The 21,806-nt window shown below is 71.7% G+C and carries 18 protein-coding genes; 7 read left to right on the plus strand and 11 right to left on the minus strand.

The genetic code is table 11. The features are described 5' to 3' along the window. Nucleotides 1–76 precede the first annotated feature (76 nt). Nucleotides 77–1,060, plus strand: coding sequence for a tellurite resistance/C4-dicarboxylate transporter family protein (locus tag ACIQI8_RS22060; RefSeq protein WP_402353094.1), 984 nt, complete (start codon nt 77–79; stop codon nt 1,058–1,060). Here the strand turns inward: ACIQI8_RS22060 and ACIQI8_RS22065 are convergent. Then, nucleotides 1,038–1,391 carry a hypothetical protein gene (locus ACIQI8_RS22065; RefSeq protein ID WP_402353097.1) on the minus strand — a complete coding sequence of 118 codons (354 nt, stop codon included), beginning with the start codon at nt 1,389–1,391 and terminating at the stop codon, nt 1,038–1,040. The genes ACIQI8_RS22060 and ACIQI8_RS22065 overlap by 23 nt on opposite strands. A 413-nt stretch (nt 1,392–1,804) precedes the next feature. Here ACIQI8_RS22065 and ACIQI8_RS22070 point away from each other — a divergent pair, with 413 nt between their 5' ends. After that, nucleotides 1,805–2,878: an NlpC/P60 family protein gene (locus ACIQI8_RS22070; protein WP_402353100.1), complete on the plus strand. Its 1,074-nt coding sequence runs from the start codon at nt 1,805–1,807 to the stop codon at nt 2,876–2,878. Between the two features lie 16 nt (nt 2,879–2,894). Here ACIQI8_RS22070 and ACIQI8_RS22075 read toward each other — a convergent pair whose 3' ends face one another. Beyond that, nucleotides 2,895–3,617, minus strand: a complete 723-nt coding sequence (locus tag ACIQI8_RS22075; RefSeq protein WP_123998235.1) for a response regulator transcription factor — start codon at nt 3,615–3,617, stop codon at nt 2,895–2,897. Continuing rightward, nucleotides 3,614–4,906 carry a PspC domain-containing protein gene (locus tag ACIQI8_RS22080; protein WP_402353103.1) on the minus strand — a complete coding sequence of 431 codons (1,293 nt, stop codon included), beginning with the start codon at nt 4,904–4,906 and terminating at the stop codon, nt 3,614–3,616. The genes ACIQI8_RS22075 and ACIQI8_RS22080 overlap by 4 nt, the downstream gene beginning before the upstream one ends. Nucleotides 4,907–5,545: 639 nt before the next feature. Between ACIQI8_RS22080 and ACIQI8_RS22085 the strand changes: the two genes are divergently transcribed. Together ACIQI8_RS22085 and ACIQI8_RS22090 are read left to right on the plus strand one after the other, a co-directional pair. Continuing rightward, a complete protein-coding gene (locus tag ACIQI8_RS22085) occupies nt 5,546–7,066 on the plus strand; it encodes a PspC domain-containing protein (protein ID WP_402353106.1) in 1,521 nt (506 codons plus the stop codon). After that, nucleotides 7,053–7,295 (plus strand): hypothetical protein, encoded by a 243-nt coding sequence (locus tag ACIQI8_RS22090; protein ID WP_402353109.1) that lies wholly within the window; start codon nt 7,053–7,055, stop codon nt 7,293–7,295. Before ACIQI8_RS22085 ends, ACIQI8_RS22090 begins: the two co-directional genes overlap by 14 nt. A 283-nt stretch (nt 7,296–7,578) precedes the next feature. Here the strand turns inward: ACIQI8_RS22090 and ACIQI8_RS22095 are convergent, their stop codons facing one another. Then, nucleotides 7,579–8,109, minus strand: a complete 531-nt coding sequence (locus tag ACIQI8_RS22095; protein WP_123998239.1) for a DoxX family protein — start codon at nt 8,107–8,109, stop codon at nt 7,579–7,581. Between the two features lie 196 nt (nt 8,110–8,305). Then, nucleotides 8,306–9,631: a hypothetical protein gene (locus tag ACIQI8_RS22100; RefSeq protein ID WP_402353112.1), complete on the minus strand. Its 1,326-nt coding sequence runs from the start codon at nt 9,629–9,631 to the stop codon at nt 8,306–8,308. A gap of 186 nt (nt 9,632–9,817) precedes the next feature. Here ACIQI8_RS22100 and ACIQI8_RS22105 point away from each other — a divergent pair, with 186 nt between their 5' ends. Continuing rightward, nucleotides 9,818–10,708 (plus strand): DUF4429 domain-containing protein, encoded by an 891-nt coding sequence (locus ACIQI8_RS22105; protein WP_402353115.1) that lies wholly within the window; start codon nt 9,818–9,820, stop codon nt 10,706–10,708. Between the two features lie 22 nt (nt 10,709–10,730). Here ACIQI8_RS22105 and ACIQI8_RS22110 read toward each other — a convergent pair whose 3' ends face one another. Then, a complete protein-coding gene (locus tag ACIQI8_RS22110; protein WP_123998241.1) occupies nt 10,731–11,525 on the minus strand; it encodes a class II aldolase/adducin family protein in 795 nt (264 codons plus the stop codon). Nucleotides 11,526–11,666: 141 nt separating this feature from the next. Here ACIQI8_RS22110 and ACIQI8_RS22115 point away from each other — a divergent pair, with 141 nt between their 5' ends. Then, nucleotides 11,667–12,140 carry a pyridoxamine 5'-phosphate oxidase family protein gene (locus tag ACIQI8_RS22115; protein ID WP_402353119.1) on the plus strand — a complete coding sequence of 158 codons (474 nt, stop codon included), beginning with the start codon at nt 11,667–11,669 and terminating at the stop codon, nt 12,138–12,140. Between the two features lie 13 nt (nt 12,141–12,153). On the opposite strand, the gene guaA is transcribed toward ACIQI8_RS22115, so the two are convergent. Beyond that, a complete protein-coding gene (gene guaA, locus ACIQI8_RS22120; RefSeq protein WP_402353122.1) occupies nt 12,154–13,734 on the minus strand; it encodes a glutamine-hydrolyzing GMP synthase in 1,581 nt (526 codons plus the stop codon). 276 nt (nt 13,735–14,010) lie between these two features. Between guaA and ACIQI8_RS22125 the strand changes: the two genes are divergently transcribed. Next, nucleotides 14,011–14,268 carry a chorismate mutase gene (locus ACIQI8_RS22125; RefSeq protein ID WP_402353125.1) on the plus strand — a complete coding sequence of 86 codons (258 nt, stop codon included), beginning with the start codon at nt 14,011–14,013 and terminating at the stop codon, nt 14,266–14,268. Nucleotides 14,269–14,838: 570 nt separating this feature from the next. Here ACIQI8_RS22125 and ACIQI8_RS22130 read toward each other — a convergent pair. The 4 genes from ACIQI8_RS22130 to ACIQI8_RS22145 all read right to left on the minus strand — a co-directional run bounded on the left by ACIQI8_RS22130 (nt 14,839) and on the right by ACIQI8_RS22145 (nt 21,766). Then, the gene (locus tag ACIQI8_RS22130; RefSeq protein WP_402353128.1) at nt 14,839–15,975 is read right to left on the minus strand and encodes a hypothetical protein; all 1,137 of its coding nucleotides are present in this window, start codon (nt 15,973–15,975) and stop codon (nt 14,839–14,841) included. Nucleotides 15,976–16,215: 240 nt separating this feature from the next. Continuing rightward, nucleotides 16,216–17,994 (minus strand): GMC family oxidoreductase N-terminal domain-containing protein, encoded by a 1,779-nt coding sequence (locus ACIQI8_RS22135; protein WP_402353130.1) that lies wholly within the window; start codon nt 17,992–17,994, stop codon nt 16,216–16,218. Nucleotides 17,995–18,040: 46 nt separating this feature from the next. Continuing rightward, nucleotides 18,041–19,669, minus strand: a complete 1,629-nt coding sequence (locus tag ACIQI8_RS22140) for a succinic semialdehyde dehydrogenase (protein WP_402353133.1) — start codon at nt 19,667–19,669, stop codon at nt 18,041–18,043. Nucleotides 19,670–19,879: 210 nt separating this feature from the next. Further along, nucleotides 19,880–21,766, minus strand: coding sequence for a protein kinase (locus ACIQI8_RS22145; protein ID WP_402353136.1), 1,887 nt, complete (start codon nt 21,764–21,766; stop codon nt 19,880–19,882). Nucleotides 21,767–21,806 lie beyond the last annotated feature (40 nt).

The following is a 21,806-nucleotide window of genomic DNA, read 5'->3' on the forward strand; positions in this document are numbered from 1 at the left end:
ACGCGCGCGCGTAATTCCCGCACCCCCGCGCGCGTGCCCCGCCCGCAAGCCGCGCCGTGCTCCTTAGCATCGGCCCATGTCCGGTCTCTCCTCCCTACGCGCCTGGTGGGCGCAGCGTCCGCCGGCGGCCGGGGCCGTCGTGATGGCGACCGGCGTCGTGTCCATCGGGTGGCATCTGACGGGATACGAGGTCCTGTCGCGGATCGCCCTGGTGGTCGCCTGCGTCGCCTGGACGGCGCTCGCCGCGAACTTCGTCGTACGGCTGCTGCGGGACCGCGCGAGGTGGCGGGCGGAGGCGGCGACACCGGCCGCGCTGACCGCCGTCGCGGCGACGGCCGTACTCGGCATCCGTTTCGTCGCCCTCGGCTGGCAGACCCTCGCCGAGGCGCTGCTCGCGCTGGCGACCGTGCTGTGGCCGGTGCTCCTCGTCGATGTCGTACGGCACTGGAAGCGCCGTATGCCGGCAGGCGTGTTCCTCGGTTGTGTGGCCACGCAGAGTCTCGCCGTGCTCGCCGCCTCTCTCGCCGCCGCCGGGACCACGGCGTGGCTCGCGCACACGGCCCTCGTGCTGTTCTGGCTCGGCCTCGCCCTCTACGTCGTCGCGCTGCCGTGCTTCGACCCGCGCCAGGTGGTGACGGGCGCCGGCGACCAGTGGATCGCGGGCGGCGCGCTCGCCATCTCGGCGCTCGCGGGGTCGAGGCTGCTGTCCGCCGACAGCACGCGGCTGTACCTGTGGAACGGCGACGACCGGGGCGTCCTGCGCGGTGTCACGGTCGCGCTGCTCGTGCTCGGCCTGGCCTGGTGCGCCGTACTCCTCGTCGCGGAGGTGGCCCGGCCGCGGCTCGGCTACGACGTGCGGCGCTGGTCGACCGTGTTCCCGCTGGGGATGACGGCCGCCGCCACCGTGTCGGTCGCCGCCGCCGTGGACGTGTCGTGGCTCAGGGACCCCGGGGAGGTGCTGCTGTGGGTGTCGGCGGCGGCCTGGCTGGTGGTCGCCGCGGGGGCACTGCGCTCCTACGGCGCGGGCCGGGGAGACGTCACGTCCACAGCACGGCGATGAAGATGTTCGCCGTGGTGAGCAGGCCCACCAGGCCGAACAGGCTCTTGTCCACCTTCTCGTCGTCGCGCTTCACGTAGACCAGTCCGAGGATCACGATCAGCAGGGCCAGCTTCACGCCGATCTTGACGTTGTTCACGTGCTGGTCGTCGGCCTGGTTGAGGCCGACCAGGATGGCGCCGGTGACCAGCATCGTCAGCGCGCCGTGCAGCATCGCCGGGACGAACCGGGCCTCGCCGCGGCCCATCGCCTTCATCTGGGTGAGGAAACCGCCCAGCAGCGAGGCGATGCCGATGATGTGCAGGCCGACGAAGAGATGGATGAGTACGTCCATGACGCCGGAGCCTAATCAGGGGCTCGGGTGCCATCCGACACCGGGCCGCCCCTCACGCGCCGATCCGGTCCGGCCGATCATGCATAAATGCGGGCTATAGCACCGCGTCGCCCATACGTGTCCGGGAATCGTCACATCGGTCAGCGCACTGCGTGAAGTCGACGGACCTGGGCCGGGATCACGATCGTTTCCGGTCACCGGGCGGTCCCCTGGCGGCAGTTCCGCACATCGCGTTACCAAGCCGACACAGTCGGGTTTAACGTCCTTCCCCAGGTGACCGGCTCCCCACCGCCGCCCGGGCCAGGGGCGGCAGTCGGCCACCCCGCCGAGAAGGTCCGGCGGCGGCCCGCTCCCCCTGTGCGGGCCGCCGCCGGACGTGTGAGAGCGGTCGTACGAAAGGACGTGCAGTCCACTTGGCAGCGCACCGAAAGCCCGGCCGGCGTTCGGCCGGCGGCACTACGGCCCGCACCGCCTTCACCATCGCCCTGGCGGGCGCGGCGACCGCGACGGCCTTCGACGGGACCGGACACGCCGAGCCGGAACTGACGCCGTCGCAGGTCAAGGCCAAGGTGGACCAGCTGTACCAGGAGGCGGAGACGGCCACCGAGAAGTACAACGGGGCGAAGGAGAAGGCGGACTCCGCCGAGCAGCGTCTCGGCACCCTGCGGGACGAGGCCGCCCGCAAGACGGACAAGCTCAACTCGGCGCGGGAGTCCCTCGGTTCGATGGCGGCGGCGCAGTACCGCGACGGCGGTCTCGATCCGGCGCTGCAGCTCGCGCTCTCCGACAACCCCGACCACTATCTCGACGGCGCCGAGTTCGTCGACCGGGCCGGCACCCGGCAGGCGGCGGCCGTCGCGGGCGTCCGCGAGGAGCTGCGGGAGATCGAGCAACTGCGCGGGGCCGCCCGCGTCGAGCTGGCCTCGCTGCGGTCACGGCAGGCCGAACTGAGCCGCCACAAGAAGACGATCACCGGGAAGCTGGACGCGGCCAAGCGGCTGCTGTCCGAGCTGTCGCCCGCTGAGCGCGCGCAGTTCGATGAGGGCGCGGGAGCCGGCTCTGCCCGCGCGTCCCGCTCCGCCTCGGGCGGACGGACCGCCCTGGAGGCCCCCTCCTCGGCCACGGCCGCGGCCCCCAACTCCCGTGCCTCGGCCGCCGTCTCGTACGCCTACGCCAAACTCGGCAGCCCCTACGTCTGGGGCGCGACCGGGCCGGACGCCTTCGACTGCTCGGGCCTGGTACAGGCCGCGTACCGCTCCGCGGGCGTCTCGGTGCCCCGCACGACCTACGCGCAGATCGGTGCCGGCCGCCGTGTCACCCGCGCCGAACTGCTCCCGGGCGACCTGGTGTTCTTCTACTCCGGCATCAGCCACGTCGGCATCTACATCGGCAAGGGCCAGATGATCCACGCGCCGAATCCTTCGGCGCCGGTGCGGATCGCCCCCATCGACGAGATGCCGTTCGCGGGCGCCACGCGCGTGGTGTGAGCCTCGGATCAGGCCGTCACACCAGGCGCCGTGCCGTCGCCCACCGGGTCAACTCGTGCCGGTTGGACAGCTGGAGCTTCCTGAGCACCGCCGAGACATGCGACTCGACCGTCTTCACCGAGATGAACAGCTGCTTGGCGATCTCCTTGTAGGCGTAGCCCCGGGCGATGAGCCGCAGCACCTCCCGCTCGCGCTGGGTGAGTCGGTCGAGGTCCTCGTCGACCGGCGGGGCGTCCGTGGAGGCGAAGGCGTCGAGGACGAACCCGGCAAGCCGCGGCGAGAAGACGGCGTCCCCCTCCTGGACCCGGAAGATGGAGTTGACCAGGTCCGTGCCCGTGATCGTCTTGGTCACGTATCCGCGCGCGCCGCCGCGGATCACGCCGATGACGTCCTCCGCCGCGTCCGACACGGACAGCGCGAGGAAACGCACGGGCTGCTCGGCGTCGGCCATCAACGGGGCGCAGCGGCGCAGGACTTCGACACCGCCGCCGCCCGGGAGGTGGACGTCCAGGAGGACGACCTCGGGGCGGGTCGCGGTGATGACCGTGACCGCCTGGTCGACGTCCGCGGCCTCGCCGACGACCTCGACGCCGGTCTGTGCCGTCTGGCCGATCTCGGCCTGCACTCCGGTACGGAACATGCGGTGGTCGTCGACGAGGACCACGCGTACGTGGCGCTCCCCCGCGCCGCCGGCCGCCTGTTCGGTGCGCTCCGGGTTCGCCTCGGTCGGGTCGCTCATGACGTCATCTCCGCCCTCTCCATCTCCAGCTCGACCTCTGTGCCGCCGTCAGGCACCGCGCGCAGCCTGGCTGTTCCGCCGTGGCGTTCCATACGGCCGATGATCGATTCTCTGACACCCATCCGGTCGGCGGGTATCGAGTCCAGGTCGAAGCCCGGGCCGCGGTCCCGGACGGACACGAAGACCGTCTTTCCTTCGACTTCGGCGTAGACCTGGACCGCGCCGCCCTCGCCACCGTACTTGGCCGCGTTCACCATTGCCTCGCGCGCGGCCTGCATCTGCGCTCCCGTCCGGTCGTCGAGCCGGCAGTCGCCGACGACCACGACCTCTATGGGGACACCGTGTTTGTCCTCCACCTCGGCCGCGTTCCGCCTGACGGCGTCGGCCAGGGTGGTGGGTTCGTCGGCCTCGTCCTTGCCGGTGCCCTCCGGCTTGTAGAGCCAGGTGCGCAGGTCGCGCTCCTGGGCGCGGGCGAGGCGGCGCACCTCGTTCGCGTTCTCCGCGTTGCGCTGGATCAGGGTGAGGGTGTGCAGGACCGAGTCGTGGACGTGGGCGGCGACCTCGGCGCGCTCCTGGGCGCGGATGCGCATCAGGCGCTCCTCGGAGAGGTCCTGGGTCATGCGGACGAGGTAGGGGCCGGCGAGGAGCGTTATCCCCACCAGCACGGCGAGCGCCGCCTGGAGGACGGAACCGAGGTGGGCGGCGGAACCCTGGAGGACGAAGATGCCGGTGACGCCCGCGGTGACGAGGAGGACACCGCCGGCGGCACGCAGCAGCCGCAGGGTGCGCTTGCGGCGGCCGACCTCGGCCCAGCGGGCCCGGCGCGCGTTGTCCGCCTGGCGCCAGACCAGGGCGACGCCCGCGCCGACGAGGACGACGGGCCACAGGTACGCCTTCGCGCCGTTGCCCAGATTCACGCTGCCGACGAAGACCATGGCCACGATGACCATGAGGAGCAGCGCGACGATCTGCCCCTTGTCGGGCCTGCGGGCGACGAGCCTGCGCCGGCCGTCCGGCGAGGTCTCGGTGGTGACTAACGACGGCGGCCGCTGACCGGCCACGCCTCCGACACCGAGCGGCACGAAGAACCAGAACGCGGCATACAGCAGCGCGCCGAGACCGTCCGCCATGAACAGCCCGACGAAAACGAGCCGCACCCAGATCACGGGCAGCCCGAGATGCCCGGCGAGCCCCCGCGCCACACCACCGAGCCAGCGTCCGTCGCTGCTGCGGTAGAGCTTGCGCGGCGGCCGCGGTTCGACGAGGGGCGCTGCTGCGACTTCCGGCATGGCACCGATCGTCACATGCCCGCACCGGCAGAGCATCAGGGTCGACCCCGGAGACTCCCCTGATCTTCGGCGTCCGGCCACGATCACGCGCCTGTCCGGCACGATCACGCAGGACATCCGGGCCGAACCCCGCTCGGTGCCCAGGCCGGAGTGCTCTCTTTGTCCCGGCCGGACCCCGCTCGGCTCCCCGGCCGGAGTGTTCCCTTTGTCCCGGCCGAACACCGCTCGGCGCCCGGCCGAAGTGTTCCCTTTGTCCCGGTCGGACCGCTCTCGATGCCCAGGCCGGACCGCTCCTGGTATCCGGGCCGGACCGCGCTCGACACACGCACCCGATCGCGCTCGCGCTCGCGGCCGGACCTGATCACGCCCGGCATCCGTGATCGCATCGCGCCGGCGCCCGGCGCCCGGCCGTCGTGCGCCCGGCCCGACCGTCCCCGACGCCCCCGGCGCCCCCGCGCCCCCGGGCCCCCGGGCCCCCGGGCCAACCGTCCTCGGCCCCACCGCCCCCAGAATCCCGGCCCCATCCCCGCGATCCGGGCCGGTCGAACGCTTCCCCGGCCGCGGGTCAGGGGTGAAATCAGGGTCCGGCCAGGGTCGTACCGACTGCCGCTGTCGCGTCGCGCCCGTCACCATGGACACATGACAGATCACGAGCGTGCCGCGACGGGTCCGGGACCCGGCTCCGGCCCGCGCCCCGCTTCGGGCGCCGGGCCGCAGGATGCCGTGCCCGCCGCGGACGCCCCGCCCACGGCGGACACGGGGGCGGGGCCCCGACCGGGGCGAGGGGCTGCGTCCGGGCCTGCGCAAGCTCAGGCATCGGCATCGGCATCGGCGACGGCGACTGAGCCCGCCGCGGACGGTGCGAGCGGGTCCGCCGAGGTCGGCGACGCGTCCCGCAGGTTCCGGCGCGACCGCGACTACAAAATGCTCGCGGGCGTGTGCGCGGGGCTGGGGCGGCAGTGCGACATGGACCCGGTGATCTTCCGGATCACCCTCGCCGTGCTCTCCGCGACCGGCGGTATCGGTCTGATCTTCTACGGCTTCGCCTGGCTCCTCGTCCCGTACCAGGACGAGGAGGAGAACGAGGTCCGCAAGCTCCTCACCGGCCGGGTGGACGGCCAGGCGCTGACGGCGGTGCTGTTCGCGCTGGTCGGCTGCGGAGTGTTCCTGACGATGGTGGCCAACGGCGGGGTGATGACCTTCGCCGTCGTCCTCTCCCTCCTTCTCGCGGGCGCGGGGTACTGGTCGCGCCAGCGCGGCACCCCCGACCCCGACCCGCTCGCCGCCCAGGCCGCCGCCGACGCCCCGCCGGAGGCCCAGGCGCCGCCGGTCCCCGCCGCCTACCCCTCCTGGTGGCGGGACCCGATCGTCAAGGACGGCACGCATGTGGGCGGCACCGGCTATCTCTGGGGCCCCCAGGACTCCCGTGACCGGGACATCGCGGCGGCGGTCAACATCAGCCTGGGCTCCTCCTGGCGCAGCCGCGCGGACATACGCGCCCCGCAGGTCCCGGCGCCGAGGCAGCGCGGGTCCCGCTGGATCGGCGGCTGGGTGTTCCTGCTGGCCCTGCTCGCGGGCGGCCTGGGCACGGCCGGGACCTGGGAGGACCACGCGCTGGGCACCAGCCTGCAGACCGGCCTGGCCTGCGCGCTGATCGTGCTCGGCCTGGGCATCGCGGTCAGCGCGTTCCTGGGGCGCACGGGAGCGGGCTCGATCTTCCTCGCGATCATCACGGCGGCGCTGCTCGCCGGGTCGGTCGCCCTCCCGAAGGACATCGACACGCACTGGGTACGCACGACCTGGCAACCCGCCTCGGTGGCCGAGGTCCGGGCGAAGTACGACCTGGGCTCCGGGGTCGGCACCCTGGACCTGAGCCGGGTGCACGTGGCCAAGGGCCGGACGGTGGAGACGGAGGCGGAGGTCGGCGCGGGCCGGGTGAAGGTGATCGTGCCGAAGGACGCGACCGTGAAGCTGAGCATCGACGTGGGGGTGGGCGACATCCAGTTGCCGGGTGACGAGCAGAAGGACGTGGACGTGGCGCCGGACAAGCACAAGGAAGTGACCCTGACACCCGTCACGGGCGGCAGGAACGCCGGCACGCTCGACATCGACATCCAGGTCGGCCTCGGACAGGCGGAGGTGAGCCGTGCCACGTCATGAGTTCCTGCCCGGCAAGCTGATCGCGGGCCTCACCCTGACCCTCGCGGGCGTCATCTACGCCGGAGACGCGGGCGGCCTCTGGGACACCCCCTGGTTCGCGATCATCCCGCTCGTCACGGCCGGCCTGTTCCTGGCCGGCGCGATCAGCGTCCTGACCCGGGCGGTGCGCCGCCGCCGGGCCTCACGAAAGGTCACGGAGCCCCACCCCCGCCAGGACATACCGGCCTGACCTCGGAGCCTGTTTCCGCAGCAGCCGACGTCGGAACCGGCCGGCGTCACCCGCCAAGCGAGTCCGTGCTGCGCACGGCTCGCCCGGCATGTCACCGAGGTCGGCTGTCGGAACGGCCCACCGTGGCGGCCACCACCTCGCCGGACGCCGACGGGGCAGGCCGACGACCTCATCGACCTGCCCCGCACACGCGTCAGCCGCTGTCCCCGCCGACCACGAGCTACCGGTATCCGCCCACCCGGAACGCCGTCGACGACGACCTACGGCCGCCTACGGCCTGCGCCTACCGATACCCACCCGCGCGTTGCCTCCGCCGGGCTCGCAGCGCCGCGTCCAGGGAGAACACGGACGCGCCCGCGAGGACCAGCGGGAGCCAGGCCATGAGGTAGGCGAGGTCGTTGCCGTAGTAGTAGGGGTCCGAGCCCCAGCTCACGGTCAGCCACAGGCTGAGGGAGATCAGGGCTCCGCCGAGTGCCGCGATGCGGGCGAGGAGGCCGATCAAGGTGCCGATGCCGACGGCGAGTTCGCCGAAGGCGATGGCGTAGCCGAAGCCGACCGGGTTCTTCAGGGCCATGTCGACCATGGCCGGGATGGCCGAGGAGTCCCGGACGGCGCGCATCATCTCGCCGACGGAGCCGGAGCCGGAGTCCTTGAGGAACGCGCTGTCGGTGAGTTTGTCCAACCCGGCGTAGATGAACGTGACGCCGAGGAACACGCGGAGAGGAAGGAGGGCGTATCGCGTCGCGGTGTCGCGCCAGCTCCGGCCCTCGTCGAGATAGGGGGTTTGCATATCCGTACGCGTGCCGTAAGTCATAGCCGCCGCCTCTCGCCCGCCATGCCAAAGACCCCTTCAAAGACCATACGTACGTAAGGGGCGGAGCGCTCAATCCGTTCGTGCCGAATTTCGAGCGGGGGCGCGCACGCCCGGCACCAGTACGTATCAGTCCTGGTCAGACCCCATCAGGCCCCGCCAGCTCCTGTCAGGAATGGTCAGGAACGGTCAGGCTGGGTCAGTCCGTGACGTCGATCGCGTAACGGTTGGTCTCCACCCCGGCCGCGGTGACCACCTGCACCTCCACCCGCCCGGGCTCGACATCGGCCGGCACCGGCACGGTCAGTACCGCGTCCGTCGGATTGCGGAAGCCGCCGGCGACGGGGACGAGCGGTACATGGACGTGGACCGCGCCGATCCGGACGACCATCCGGGACAGGCGGTCGGCACCCTGCGCGCCCGGCGGTACGAAGCCGGCGCCCCGGATCTCGATGTCGTCGCCTGTGCGGATGGGCGCGTCGAGGTCGCCGGCCTCGCGTGAGCGGACGACGGAGAGGATCACCGGGCGCCCGCCCTCGGCGTACTTGCCGGCCACGTAGGTGGCGGCGGAGATGAGGACGACCACGGCCAGCCCCCAGGGCAGATCCGGGAGTTGGTCCGGGCGGCGGGCCAGGCGGACGGCGGCGAAGACCACGGCGACGGCGCTGATCACGGCGTACTGGATGTCCGCGAAGGTGCCGCGCCCTGAGTCGTCGGTCAGCAGGTCGGCCGCGCGGGGCCGGTCCGCCCGTACCTTCTGCAGCCGTTGGCCAAGGACCCGCAGGCCGACGACCCGGCGGACCAGGACGGCGATCGCGCAGACCACGGCGAGGACGGTCACGACCCCGGCGCCGCGGGCGAGTTCGAGCCCGGAGATCAGCGTGTCGCGCTGCGTGTGGTCGGAGGCGGCGGCCAGGCGGCCGACCAGGACCAGCACCGCGTAGACGACGAACAGCACCCAGACCGCGGCGACCGTGCGGGAGGTGGACAGGCGGTTGTCCTCGCCGATGACCGGGGCCAGTACGCCGCCGCGCGCCCGGTGGAACCAGGACGCGGCGGTCAGGGCGCCGGCCACGAGCAGCGCGGCGAGCAGTCCGGCGGTGCGGGCGGCGGTCCAGCCGGCGCCGATCGCCGTGAGGGCCTGCACCAGCAGGAGCAGCAGGACCAGGGCCCACACCGTGGCCACGGCCCGGCGCCACAGACGGGCCAGCCAGGCCTCGCCCTCGGCGCGGCCGCGTTCGGCGACGAGCCCGGCCGACTGGGTCAGTTCCTCGGAGACCCACTGCCGGGAGGCCTGGGCCGAATGGGCCACCGCGGCGGGCAGCCCCTGTCCGGCCGCGAACTCCTCGCGCAACAGCAGGAATTCGGCGACCGCGCGCCGATGTCCCTCGCGCACCCCGTGCGGGCAGTCCCCGCACGTGCAGCCACCCCCGTGCGTGCCGCGGGGAGCACCGCCCGGCGCGCCCCCGTATCCCGTCCGGCCGGCGCTCGCGTCCGCGCCCCCTCTCGCCTCCTGCACCGCCACGCTCGACGCCCGCCTTCCCCACAACCCCATCGACCGGCGGCCCCGACCGACCGTCGGTCGCCGCCTCGCAAGTCCCGCGTGATGACAGCGCATTGTGCCCTACGACACCCCGTCCGCGTCCGGCAGGTGTGGTCGAGGCGGGTGAAGCCTCGGCCGCAGTGTTGACCCGGCTGCGAGAATTTCCCTATGGCCGAGATCATCCAGCGGGACGGGACCTGGGCCTTCGACGGCACCACGGTCAGGATCACGCCGGGTCTGCACCGCTCGGTGCCACTGTTCCGGCAGACCTACGGAGAGGTCGCGGTGCCCCTCGAAGCGGTCGCGGGCGTGGTTCTTGAGCCCGAACGCAAGCGCGCGCGGCTGCGGTTGCGGCTGCGCGAGGGCGCCGACCCACTGCTGCAGGCCACCGGCGGACGGCTGCCGGAGGCGGCCGATCCCTACCGGCTGCTGGTGGACGTGGACCGTTCCGGGGTCGCCGAGTACATCGCCGAGGAGATCCGCCAGGCCCTGATGCTGGACCGCGTCCCGAAGGATCCGACGAAGGCGTATCTGCTGCCCGGGCCGCCGGTGCCGGTCTCGGTGCGCTCCTCCGACGGCACCGTCTCCTTCGACGGCACCCAGGTGCGGCTGGACTGGGCCGACACCTCCGACCGGGTCAAGCGGGCGACCGGACCGCGGATCATCGCCCTCGGCGATCTCGTGCAGGTCGAGTGGCTGCCCAACTCCGGCTACGAGGACGGCTTTCTGCGCTTCGTGACCCGGGAGACGGTGTTCTCCAAACTGCCGCCGGAGAAGGACCCGTACGCCCTCGATCTGTGGGGCAGCACCCGCCGCGACCTGCTCACGGCACTGATCGCCACCGCCGTCACCGCCCGTCTTCCGCACCCGTCCACCCGCGCCGGCGGCGATCTCGCGGACCAGGAGCGGCCGCAGTTGACGGCGGCCGTGCCGGGGCAGTCGGACCATCACGACGTACTGCTGCGCAGGCTGCGGGAGTTGGGCGAGCTGTACCGGGACGGGGTGCTGACGGACGAGGAGTTCGCGATGACGAAGGCGGCCGTGCTGCGCGGCTTCTGAGCCCGCCGGCCCAGGAGAGAACTCAACTCAGCAGATCGGGCTCGCTGCGGCTGATGTCCTGCCAGACGGGCTGGTAGTTGATCCAGGCCACCAGGTCGCCGCCGAGCTGTTCGCGGGTGGCGACGGCCAGTTTGTGGTCGATGAGGAGCGGGCGGCCGGCCGCCTTGGCGAGGAGCTGGACCTGGCTGGAGCGCTCCATGGACAGGAACCACCAGGCCGCCGCGTCCACCGAGTCGCCGACCGTCAGCAGCCCGTGGTTGCGCAGCACGAGCGCCTTGCGCGAGCCCAGCGCGGCGGCGATCCGGCGGCCCTCGTCGGCGTCGACGGCGACGCCGGTGTAGGCGTCGTACAGCGCGTGGTCCTCGTAGAAGGCGCAGCTCTCCTGGGTGAGGGGGTCGAGGAGGTCGCCGAGGGCGGACAGGGCGCGGCCGTGCACGGAGTGGCAGTGGGCGACGGCCACCACGTCGGGGCGGGCCGCGTGGACCTGGGCGTGGACGGTGAAGGCGGCCTGGTTGACGTGGTAGCGGCCCTCGATGACCTGGCCCTCGGAGTTGGCCATGACGAGGTCGCTCACAGTGACGTGCTTGAACGGCATGCCGAACGGGTTGACCCAGAAGCAGTCGCTGTACTCGGGGTCGCGGGCCGTTATGTGCCCCGAGACGCCGTCCTCGAAGCCGAGCCGTCCGAAGATCCGCAGCGCGCCCGCGAGCCGCTCCTTGCGGTGCCGGCGCTCGTCGTCGAGCGACTCGTGCATGGGCGGCATGGCGAAGCGCAGCCGATCCGTGGGCAGCGGGAGCGGTGGGGTCGGCCCGTGCATGTGTGGTCCTCCGGCACTGGGGTGTCGTAAAGAGCGGAAGTTACCGTCGGTCAGCGCAGGAGAACAGCCTTGTGATGTAAAGATGACGCACGCGACCGAATCACGACAGAAGATGTCGGGTTTACGGGCGACGATCGGCGTATGACATCGAACTGGGCCGCCTTCCGCAGCGCCGAACCCGAACCGGCGCGGATCGCCGAGGAGCGCTTCGCCGCCCACATCCACCACCTCCTGGCCACCCTGCGCGCGGACGGCTCCCCGCGCACCAGCGGCATCGAGGTGCGCTTCCTGGACGGTGAGCTGTGGCTGGGGATGATGCCGGGCTCGCTCAAGGCCCTCGACCTGCGCCGGGACCCCCGCTTCGCGCTCCAGACCAACCCCGGCGAGGGGACCGGCATGGCCGGCGGGGACATCCGCGTGGGCGGCCGGGCAGTGGAGGTCGAGGACGGGGCGGCGAAGGCGGCGTACGTGCAGGAGGTGGAACCGCCGGAGCCGTTCCACCTCTTCCGCACCGAGTTGACGGAGGTCGTACGGACCTACGTCGAGGACGAGAAGTACCTCGTCGTCGAGATCTGGAAGCCCGGAGAGCCGATGCGGACCCTCAAGCGGACCTGAGCCTCAAGAGGGCTCACTCCCACTCGATGGTCCCCGGCGGCTTGCTCGTCACGTCGAGGACGACCCGGTTGACGTCGGCGACCTCGTTCGTGATCCGGGTCGAGATCTTCGCGAGGACGTCGTACGGCAGCCGCGACCAGTCGGCGGTCATGGCGTCCTCGCTCGACACCGGGCGCAGCACGATCGGGTGGCCGTACGTGCGGCCGTCGCCCTGGACCCCGACGCTGCGGACGTCCGCGAGCAGGACCACCGGACACTGCCAGATCTCGCGGTCCAGGCCGGCCGCGGTCAGCTCCTCGCGGGCGATGGCGTCGGCCTCGCGGAGCAGGTCGAGGCGGTCCTTGGTGACCTCACCGACGATCCGGATGCCGAGGCCGGGGCCCGGGAAGGGCTGGCGCTGGACGATCTCGTCCGGCAGGCCCAGCTCCTGGCCGACCATCCGGACCTCGTCCTTGAACAGCTTGCGCAGCGGCTCGATGAGCTTGAACTCGAGGTCCTCCGGGAGGCCGCCCACGTTGTGGTGCGACTTGATGTTCGCCGTGCCCGTGCCGCCGCCGGACTCGACGACGTCCGGGTAGAGCGTGCCCTGCACCAGGAACGCGACCTCGGGACCCTCGTCCGCGATGATCTCGGCCTGCGCCTGCTCGAAGACGCGGATGAACTCGCGCCCGATGATCTTCCGCTTCTCCTCGGGGTCCGAGACCCCGGCGAGCGCGGTGAGGAAGCGCTCCTCCGCGTCCACGACCTTCAGCTGGACGCCGGTCGCGGCCACGAAGTCCTTCTCGACCTGCTCGGTCTCGCCCTTGCGCATCAGACCGTGGTCGACGTACACGCAGGTCAGCTGCGAGCCGATCGCCTTCTGGACCAGGGCGGCCGCCACGGCGGAGTCGACGCCGCCGGACAGGCCGCAGATGGCGCGCTTGTCGCCGACCTGCTCGCGGATCGCGGCGACCTGCTCGTCGATCACGTTGCCGGTGGTCCAGGACGGGGTGAGGCCCGCGCCCCGGTACAGGAAGTGCTCCAGGACCTGCTGCCCGTGCGTGGAGTGCATGACCTCGGGGTGGTATTGGACGCCGTAGAGCTTCTTCTCGTCGTTCTCGAAGGCGGCGACCGGGACGACGTCCGTGGAGGCCGTGACCGAGAAGCCCTCCGGGGCCGCCGAGCAGGCGTCGCCGTGGGACATCCACACGGACTGCTCGTCCGGGGTGCCCTCGAAGAGGGTGGAGGACGACCGGGAGACGTGCAGCGGGGTGCGGCCGTACTCGCGGGCGCCGGTGTTGTCGACCGTGCCGCCCAGCGTCGTCGCCATCAGCTGGAAGCCGTAGCACATGCCGAAGACGGGGACGCCGGCGTCGAAGAGCGCGCGGTCCAGGCGCGGGGCGCCCTCCGCGTACACCGAGGACGGGCCGCCGGAGAGGATGATCGCCGCGGGGTTCTTGGCGAGCATCTCCGCGACCGGCATGGTGCTCGGCACGATCTCGCTGTAGACCCGGGCCTCACGGACGCGACGGGCGATGAGCTGGGCGTACTGCGCACCGAAGTCGACGACCAGGACGGTGTCGGGGGCGGCGGCAGTAGGGGTCGCTGGTGACACGGGAGCCTTCCGGCGGTGGGGCGGGGGTCTTGTGCGTACACCGATTCTACCGAGACCCGCCCCGGCCCGGTCCCGTGGCATACTGGCGCCCATGCTCACCACCGCGACCTTCCTCTTTACCTATGGCAACCGGCCCACCGGCTGCCATGGTCGTGCTGCTTGAGCAACTGACAAGCGACTTCCCAGGCGCCCCGGGCCGACAAGGTCCGGGGCGCCTGTGGTTTTCCGGACCGTGCCGGTCCGGGGCTCCGCACCGCATCCGACGAGGAGCCCCCTATGACCACCAGCACGACCGAGCAGACGATCGCCGACGCCCGCGAGCGCATCGACGCGCTCGACGACAGGATCATCGGTCTGATCCAGGAACGGGTCGCCGTGTCCGCCGTCGTCCAGGAGGCACGGATCGCCTCCGGAGGGCGGCGCGTGAACCTGTCCCGTGAGAACGAGATCCTCAGCCGCTACAGCGACGCGCTCGGCAAGCCGGCCGTTTCCCTCGCGATGACGCTCCTCGAACTGTCCAGGGGGCGCATCTGAGTTCGGGCCCCCTCTCACCCGTACGGCGCGTGACCGCGGAGCGCACCGCTTCGTTGGTCCCGGTGTCCGTGCCAGCCAGGGGCGGGCCCGAAAGAACCACGCGTGGCTCCGCTGGGGCGATGAGACGTACGGGATCGTGCCGTGTGTCGTGGGACCTCGCTCCAGGGTCGTGACCGGACGGCAGGGGACAGCAGCCCGGTCACCCAAGAGAACGGTCGGCTCCGGGGACGCCCGGGGCCGTCCGGCGGAATATGCAAATATGCACGATCCTGGGTCAAACGGTTGCGGAGGCCGCGAGCATCCAGCACGATGCCTGGAAAGCCCCAAGTCCCGTCACAGCTCCACGTATTGACCTGTACCAGCTCATAGCACTGCCCTGTACCTCCGTACCGCCAGAGGTCGAGACCATCCGTGCGCCCGGTTCGCGCCGGGGCGGCGACCAGGGCGCACAGACAAGCGGCGCAACCCCCCGGCGCCGCTCCCAGGCACCGGCGCTGCCCTGACGTCGGTGCTGACGGAGAAGGGCCCCGCGGACGCACGTCCCGCGGGGCCCTTCGCAGTTCCCCGTTCTCAGGTGCGGCTCACCGTGCCGCAGTCCCCGCTCTCCTTGCCGATGTCCCGGCTGCGGTCGTACGGGTCGACCGCGGGACCGGTCGGCGTGGCACTCGCGGAAGGGGCCTGGGACCGGAACTGCGGGTGCAGATAACCGTCGTTGACGTCGCAGGCCGAATTCCCGGCGTCCTCGTCGTACTTGACGACCATCAACCGGCCGGCCGTGACGTTGTAGTGCGCGGGGTCGGGGAGTTCGGTGTCGATGACGCGGCGCACGATGGTGCGGGTGACCTCGGTCGAGCCGTCGGTACGGACGACCGGGTAGACGAAGGTGTAGTCGGCGTGCACCGCGACCGCGTCGAACTTGCCCTTCTTGAACGTGATCCGGCCGCGCGTCTTGATCACGTCACCGACCAGCCGCACCTCGCCGGGGTCGAAGCGGCTGAACATCGACAGCGGGTCGTGGGCCTCGCTCGGCGAGCGCAGGGCGGTGTTCAGGTCGCCGATCAGCTTCGGCTGCTTGGGGTCGAGCACCGAGAGGGCGGCCACCGGCCGGGCACCTGCCACCACCTTCGGATTCAGGTTCGCGTCGACGAGCAGCTTCCTGGTCTGCTGGAGGGCCAGTTCGACCCTGTCCTTGGAGACCGCGCCGACGGCCTTGGCCTTCGGCAGCACGATGCCCGCCTCGCCGTCGGCCCAGCGCAGTGCCGGGGAACCGGCGAACGGCTCGTCGAGCGTGGGGATTTCGGGATCGGCCGCGCCGGGGGCCGTGGTGGGCGGCGCGGTCTCGGCGGGCAGCGGGGAGGCGGCCTCGTCCACGTCCGACTGCCCGCCGAAGGGGTCGCCGGGGATCAGCGACGGCTTCATCGCGACGAGGGCCACGGCGATCGCGACGGGTACGCCGATGATCGCCCACGCCTTGCGCCGACGGCCCTTCTTCGGCGTACCGGTCGGGCCGGTGCGCCAGCCCTCGGGCGGTGCCCCCTCGCGCTTGAGCCGCTCGGTGACCATGCGGGCCCGGGCGGAGGGCTCCTTGGGAGCGGAGTCGCGGATGCTCCGCTCGTTGTCACGGATGAACTGCTCCCACACCTCGTCGGATATGGGTGAGGACGACGGCTCGTCCCCCGATGGATCTTCGGACCGTCTGTCTGACATCGGACTCTCTCCTGAGTGGATCGACGGGCCGAGGATAGCCATGCCCATGCCGATTCCTCACGCCGGAAAGTTTCCGTGAATACGGAGGCAACCATTCCCGCGTCTCGTCGGTCACACCACCGGAACCACCGGTTTCACCAGCGGGACCAACAGCCACAGACGAAGTGAGGGACCTGCGCTCGGAGGGGGGTGCAGGTCCCCCGCTTCGTCTGCTTCGACGCCCGGATGAGCCCTCCGCGGCTACTTCTTCGCCGGCACCGTCGGCATCCCAAGGAACGGCAGCCGCAGCGCGCCGAACGCGTCCGCCGGAACGGCCGGCGCCTGCGGCTCGACCGGCTTCAGCCGCTCGTACGCCGTCCCCTGCGCCGGACGCGGATCCGCCTCGCCCTTGTTGGGCCACAGCGACATGGCGCGCTCGGCCTGGGCGGTGATCGTCAGCGAGGGGTTCACGCCCAGGTTGGCCGAGACCGCGGAGCCGTCGACGACGGAGATGCCGGGGTGGCCGTAGAGCCGGTGGTACGGGTCGATCACGCCGTTCTCGCGCGAGGAGCCGATGGGACAGCCGCCCAGGAAGTGGGCGGTGAGCGGGGTGCCCATCAGCTCGCCGACGTTCGAGCCGGCGAAGCCGTTGATCTCGGCGGCGATCGCGGTCGCGGCCTCCGAAGCGGCCCTGATCTGCTTGGGGTTGGGGGCGCCGTGCCCCTGCCGGGCGGTGAGCAGGCCCTTGCCGACGCCGTCCGTCTTCAGGTACGTCGTCAGGGAGTTGTCCAGCGACTGCATCACCAGGCCGATGATGGTCCGCTGCGACCACTGCCGGTTGGAGAGGGAGCGCAGCACGAGGAGGGGATGGCGGGCGGCGTTGCGCAGCCAGGCCAGCGCCCTCGACGAGCCCTCCGCGTACGGGACTTGGAGGATGGACAGGCCGCCCATCGAGTTGGAGCCCCGGCCGTAGCGGACCGGCTCGATGTGGGTGTTCTCGTCCGGGTGGACCGAGGAGGTGATGGCGACTCCGCGGGTGAAGTCGACCTTCGGCTCGCCCGTCACCTTGCGGTAGCGCCGGTTGTCGGTCTGCGCGCCCACCAGCGCCTCGGAGTTGGTGCGGGTCAGCTCGCCCAACTTCTCGGAGAGGTACGGGAGTTGGCCGCCCGCCTTCATCCGGTGCAGCAGGGTCTGGGTGCCGTAGGTGCCGGCCGCGAGGACGACCTGGCGGGCCTTGAAGGTGCGGCCGCCGGATTTTCGGCGGTCGTCGGTGGGGAGCGTGGCGACCGCGTAGCCGCCCTGCGAGTCGTCGGTGACCGACACGACGGTCGTCATCGGGTGGACGACCGCGCCCGCCTTCTCGGCGAGGTAGAGGTAGTTCTCGTTCAGAGTGTTCTTCGCGCCGTGCCGGCAGCCGGTCATGCACTCGCCGCACTCGGTGCATGCCTTGCGGTCGGGGCCCGCGCCACCGAAGTAGGGGTCCGGGACCTGGTCACCCGGGGCCGCCTTCGACTCTCCCTCGGCGTCCTTGCCGTCGCCGAAGAAGACGCCGACCGGGGCCATGTGGAAGGTGTCGCCCACGCCCATCCGCTCGGCCGCGGCCTTCAGATGGACGTCGGACGGGGTCATCGTCGGGTTGAGCCGTACGCCGAGCATGCGCTGCGCCTGGTCGTAGTACGGCTTCAACTCCTCCTGCCAGTCCGTGATGTCACGCCACTGGGGGTCGTCGAAGAACGGCTTCGGCGGGACGTAGAGGGTGTTGGCGTAGTTGAGCGAGCCCCCGCCGACGCCAGCGCCGGCGAGGACCATGACGTTGCCCAGGAGGTGGATGCGCTGGATTCCGTACATGTTGAGCTTGGGGGCCCACAGGTAGTTCTTGAGGTCCCAGGAGTTCTTGGGGAGGGACTCCCTGCTGAAGCGGCGACCCGCCTCCAATACGCCGACGCGGTAGCCCTTTTCGGTCAGGCGCAGGGCGGTCACCGAACCGCCGAAGCCGGAGCCGACGACCAGGACGTCGTAGTCATAGGCATCTTGCGACAACGTGCTCTCCTCATTGAGATGCGCTGCGGGCCGTCTGTGGCCGTGGTCACCTGAAACGAAGGGCCTTCATCACCCGCAGGCTCGTGCTCATGAAGGCCGCGTACTTCTCGTCGTTCATGCCCAGCGCGGGAGCCATCGGCAGCAGGCGCTGCTGGGCGATCGTCTGGGCCTCCGTGTACTTGAGGATGCCCTCGGAGCCGTGGCGGCGGCCGAGACCGGAGTCCTTCATGCCGCCCATCGGGGACTGGACGCTGCCGTAGGCGGAGGCGTAGCCCTCGTTGACGTTGACCGTGCCGGTGCGCAGCCGGGCGGCGACCTCGCGCCCGCGGGCCGCGCTCTTCGTCCACACCGAGGAATTGAGGCCGTACGGCGTGGAGTTGGCGGCCTCGACGGCCTCGTCGTCGGTCTTGAAGCGGTACAGGGAGACGACCGGGCCGAAGGTCTCCTCGGCGCAGACGGCCATGGGGGCCTCGACGCCGTCGAGGATGGTCGGCTCGAAGAAGTACGGGCCGATGTCCGGGCGGGCGTGGCCGCCGGCGACGAGCGTGGCGCCCTTGGCGACGGCCTCCTCGACATGACGGGTGACGGACTCCAGCTGGCGTTCGCCGGCCAGCGAGCCCATGTCGGCGCCGTAGGCGAGGGAGGTGCCAAGGCGCATGGCCTTCGTGCGGGCGGCGAAGCGGTCGAGGAAGGCGTCGGCGATCGACTCGTGGACGTACAACCGCTCGATGGAGACGCAGAGTTGGCCCGCGGAGGAGAAGCAGGCGCGGATCGCGCCGGCGGCGGCCTTCTCGATGTCGGCGTCCTCCAGGACCACCATGGCGTTCTTGCCGCCGAGTTCGAGGGAGACGCCGACCAGACGGGCCGCCGCGCCCTGCGCGACCTCGCGGCCGGTGCGGGTGGAGCCGGTGAAGGAGACGTAGTCGGCGTGCTTGACGATCTCCGGTCCGATGACCGGGCCCTCGCCGATGACGACCTGGAAGACGTCGGCGGGCAGGCCGGCCTCGATGAGGAGGTCGCGGGCCCACAGGGCGGTCAGGCAGGTCTCGGTGTCCGGCTTCATGACGACCGCGTTGCCCGCGACGAAGGCGGGGAGCGCGTCGCCGACGGAGAGTTCGAGCGGGTAGTTCCAGGGGGCGATCTGGCCCACCACCCCGCGCGGGTGGCGCAGTTCGGTGACCTTGGTGAGGGTCGGCATGGCGCCGGCGTGCCGCTTCGGCTTGAGGTAGGCGGGAGCCTTGCGGCCGTAGTGGCGGGCCGCGACGGCGACGGCCTGGACCTCCTCGTGCGCGTGCAGCCGCGCCTTGCCGGTCTCCAGCTGGACGAGGTCGAGGACCTCGGCCTGGCGGGCCAGCACCAGGTCGTGGAAGCGGAGCAGGACCGCCGCGCGCTGCCGTACCGGCACCTGCGCCCACAGCGCCTGCGCCGCGCGAGCCGCCGCGAAGGCCTCCGCCACGTCCTCGGGCGTCGACTGCGGCAGATCGGCAAGCTTCTCGCCGGTGAAGGGGCTGTGGTTGGCGGTGCGCCCGGAACCGGCCACGCCCTTGGTGAGCTGGGCGACCAGCTCGGGGGTGACCACGTCCGCGGCGGTGCGGGCGCCCTCGGGGGCGGGGGCGAGGGGGTTGGTGCCGGCAACGGTGGTGCCGGTCTTCTCCGGGGCCTGCGAGTCCGTCATGACGGGCAGCGTATGCCGGAGCGGAGGCTTTGGGTACCCGTCGGTAACGCGGCTTCACGGACCGCACACACGGCGCCAGTGATGACTGGCAGCGAACCCGCTGATCAGGCTGTTGTTCGAGGACGGCCAGGGATTGCGCGTCAGTGGCCGGGGTTTTTCAGGGGCGGCCGGGTATTTTCGCCGGGGATTTTCGGGGGCGGCCGACGCGGTTCAGCTCTTCGCGATCACGAGACGGTCCTTGGCCCCCTCGAACACCGCGGTGCCCTTCTTCTCGCTGGGCGTGCCCTTGGGCATGTCCACGCGCAGCTCGTACATGCGGTCGTCCGCGGTCGCGACGATCAGCTGGATCACCCGGGTCGGGGACTCGTCCTTGTCGTAGGTGATGTCGGAGAGAACCGCGTCCAGACCCTGGTAGACGGTACGGGTCCCCCCGCCGCTCGCGTCGTGCGCGTAGCCGTTCCAGATGTTGTACACCTTCTGCGCGCGCTCCAGCACGGTGCCGGGCGCCTTGTCCCACAGGGTGAGGCGGACCTGGACGAGCCCGATGTCGTAGACGACGAGCCGGGGCTGGTCGGTCGCGCTGCCCTCGCGGGCTGCCTCCTTGTACTCGGCGGGGAGGGAGAGGACGGCGTCCAGGTCCGGCTCTCGGTGGGCGATCCAGGAGTTGGTGGCGGAAGGGCTCGGGGCGGGAGCCGCGCTTCTGGAGGCCGCGGGGGCCGAGCTGTGGGCGCTGGACGCCCTGACCGATCCGTCGTCGGACGCCGTGAAATGGGGCACGCCGAGCAGGGCGCCGCCCAGGAGGAGGACGCCGGCGGTGCCGAGGAGCGCGGGGTGGCGCAGGGGTGAGCGCCTGGAGGGGGTGCGGAGGCGCGTGTCGGGAGGGGAAACGGTCTGCGTCACCGGTTCGGCGGGGAGCGGGTTCCCGGCGCGGGGACTGTCCTCGTCGGGCGGGGTGTCCTCGAAGTCCGGCCCGGTGTCGGGGTCCAGCCCGGCGTCGGAGTCCAGCCCGGCGTCGGGGTCCGGCGCGAGCTCGGAGCCCGGGTCATTCGCCGAACCGTTCGCGTCGCCCGAACCGGGCAGCCGCTCGGCGTCGCGTCCTCCCCCGGCCGTCACGTCACTCGCCGCGGCCGACGCCCCCGCCGGTACGCGTGACGCCGACCCCGCTCCCAGCCGTACCGTGCCCGCGTCGTCCTTGAACTCCCGCAGCAGCGAGGCATCCTGAATGTCCGTCACTTCCGCGGCGGAGTGGACCGGCACCGGCCGGCCCTCGGCCACCGCCTCCAGGATCGCGGAGGCCTCCTCGGCGCCGGGACGCTGTTCGGGGTCCTTCGCCAGCAGACGGGTGATCAACGAGCCGAGCGGGCCCGCCTGTTCGGGCTCGGGCGGATCGGAGGCGATGACCGCGGCGAGGGTGGACTCCACTGTCGTACGCCGGAACGGGGACCAGCCCTCCACGGCCGCGAACAGCACCACGCCCAGGGCCCACAGGTCGGAGGCCGGACCGGCGCCACGACCGGACATCCGCTCGGGCGCCACGAACTCCAGCGAACCGATGAACTCGCCGCTCATCGTGAGGGATTCCTCGCCCTGGACGTGGGCGATGCCGAAGTCGGTGAGGACGACCCGGCCGTGCGTGCCCAGGAGCACGTTGGCGGGCTTGACGTCCCGGTGGACGATGCCGACGGAGTGCGCGGCCTGGAGGGCGCCGAGGACGGCATGGCCGATACGGGCGGCTTCGGCGGCGTCGACCGGGCCGCGCCGGAGGAGTTCGTGGAGGGACTCGCCGCGGACCAACTCCATGACGATCCAGGGGAGTCCGTCCTCCTCCACGACGACGTCATGGATGGAGACGGCGGCCGGATGCTCGACCCGGGCGGCGGCGCGCGCTTCACGGTAGAGGCGGTGGGCGGCCCGCTGCCGGTGCTCGTCCTCCGGATCGCCGGGCAGCCGGGGCTGCTTGACGGCGACGTCCCGGCCCACGAGTTCGTCGTACGCCCGCCAGACAGTGCCCATCCCGCCGGAGCCGATGCGCTCGGTCAGCCGGTAGCGCCCACCGAGCAGCCGTCCCTCGCGCGTCCGTTCGCCGCCTGCACTCATGCCCCATCAGTACCCTGCGGGGCGCCCGGTTGTCGACGCG

Origin of the sequence: Streptomyces sp. NPDC092369, assembly GCF_044755245.1 — a bacterium.
In the GTDB taxonomy this organism is placed as follows: Bacteria; Actinomycetota; Actinomycetes; order Streptomycetales; family Streptomycetaceae; genus Streptomyces.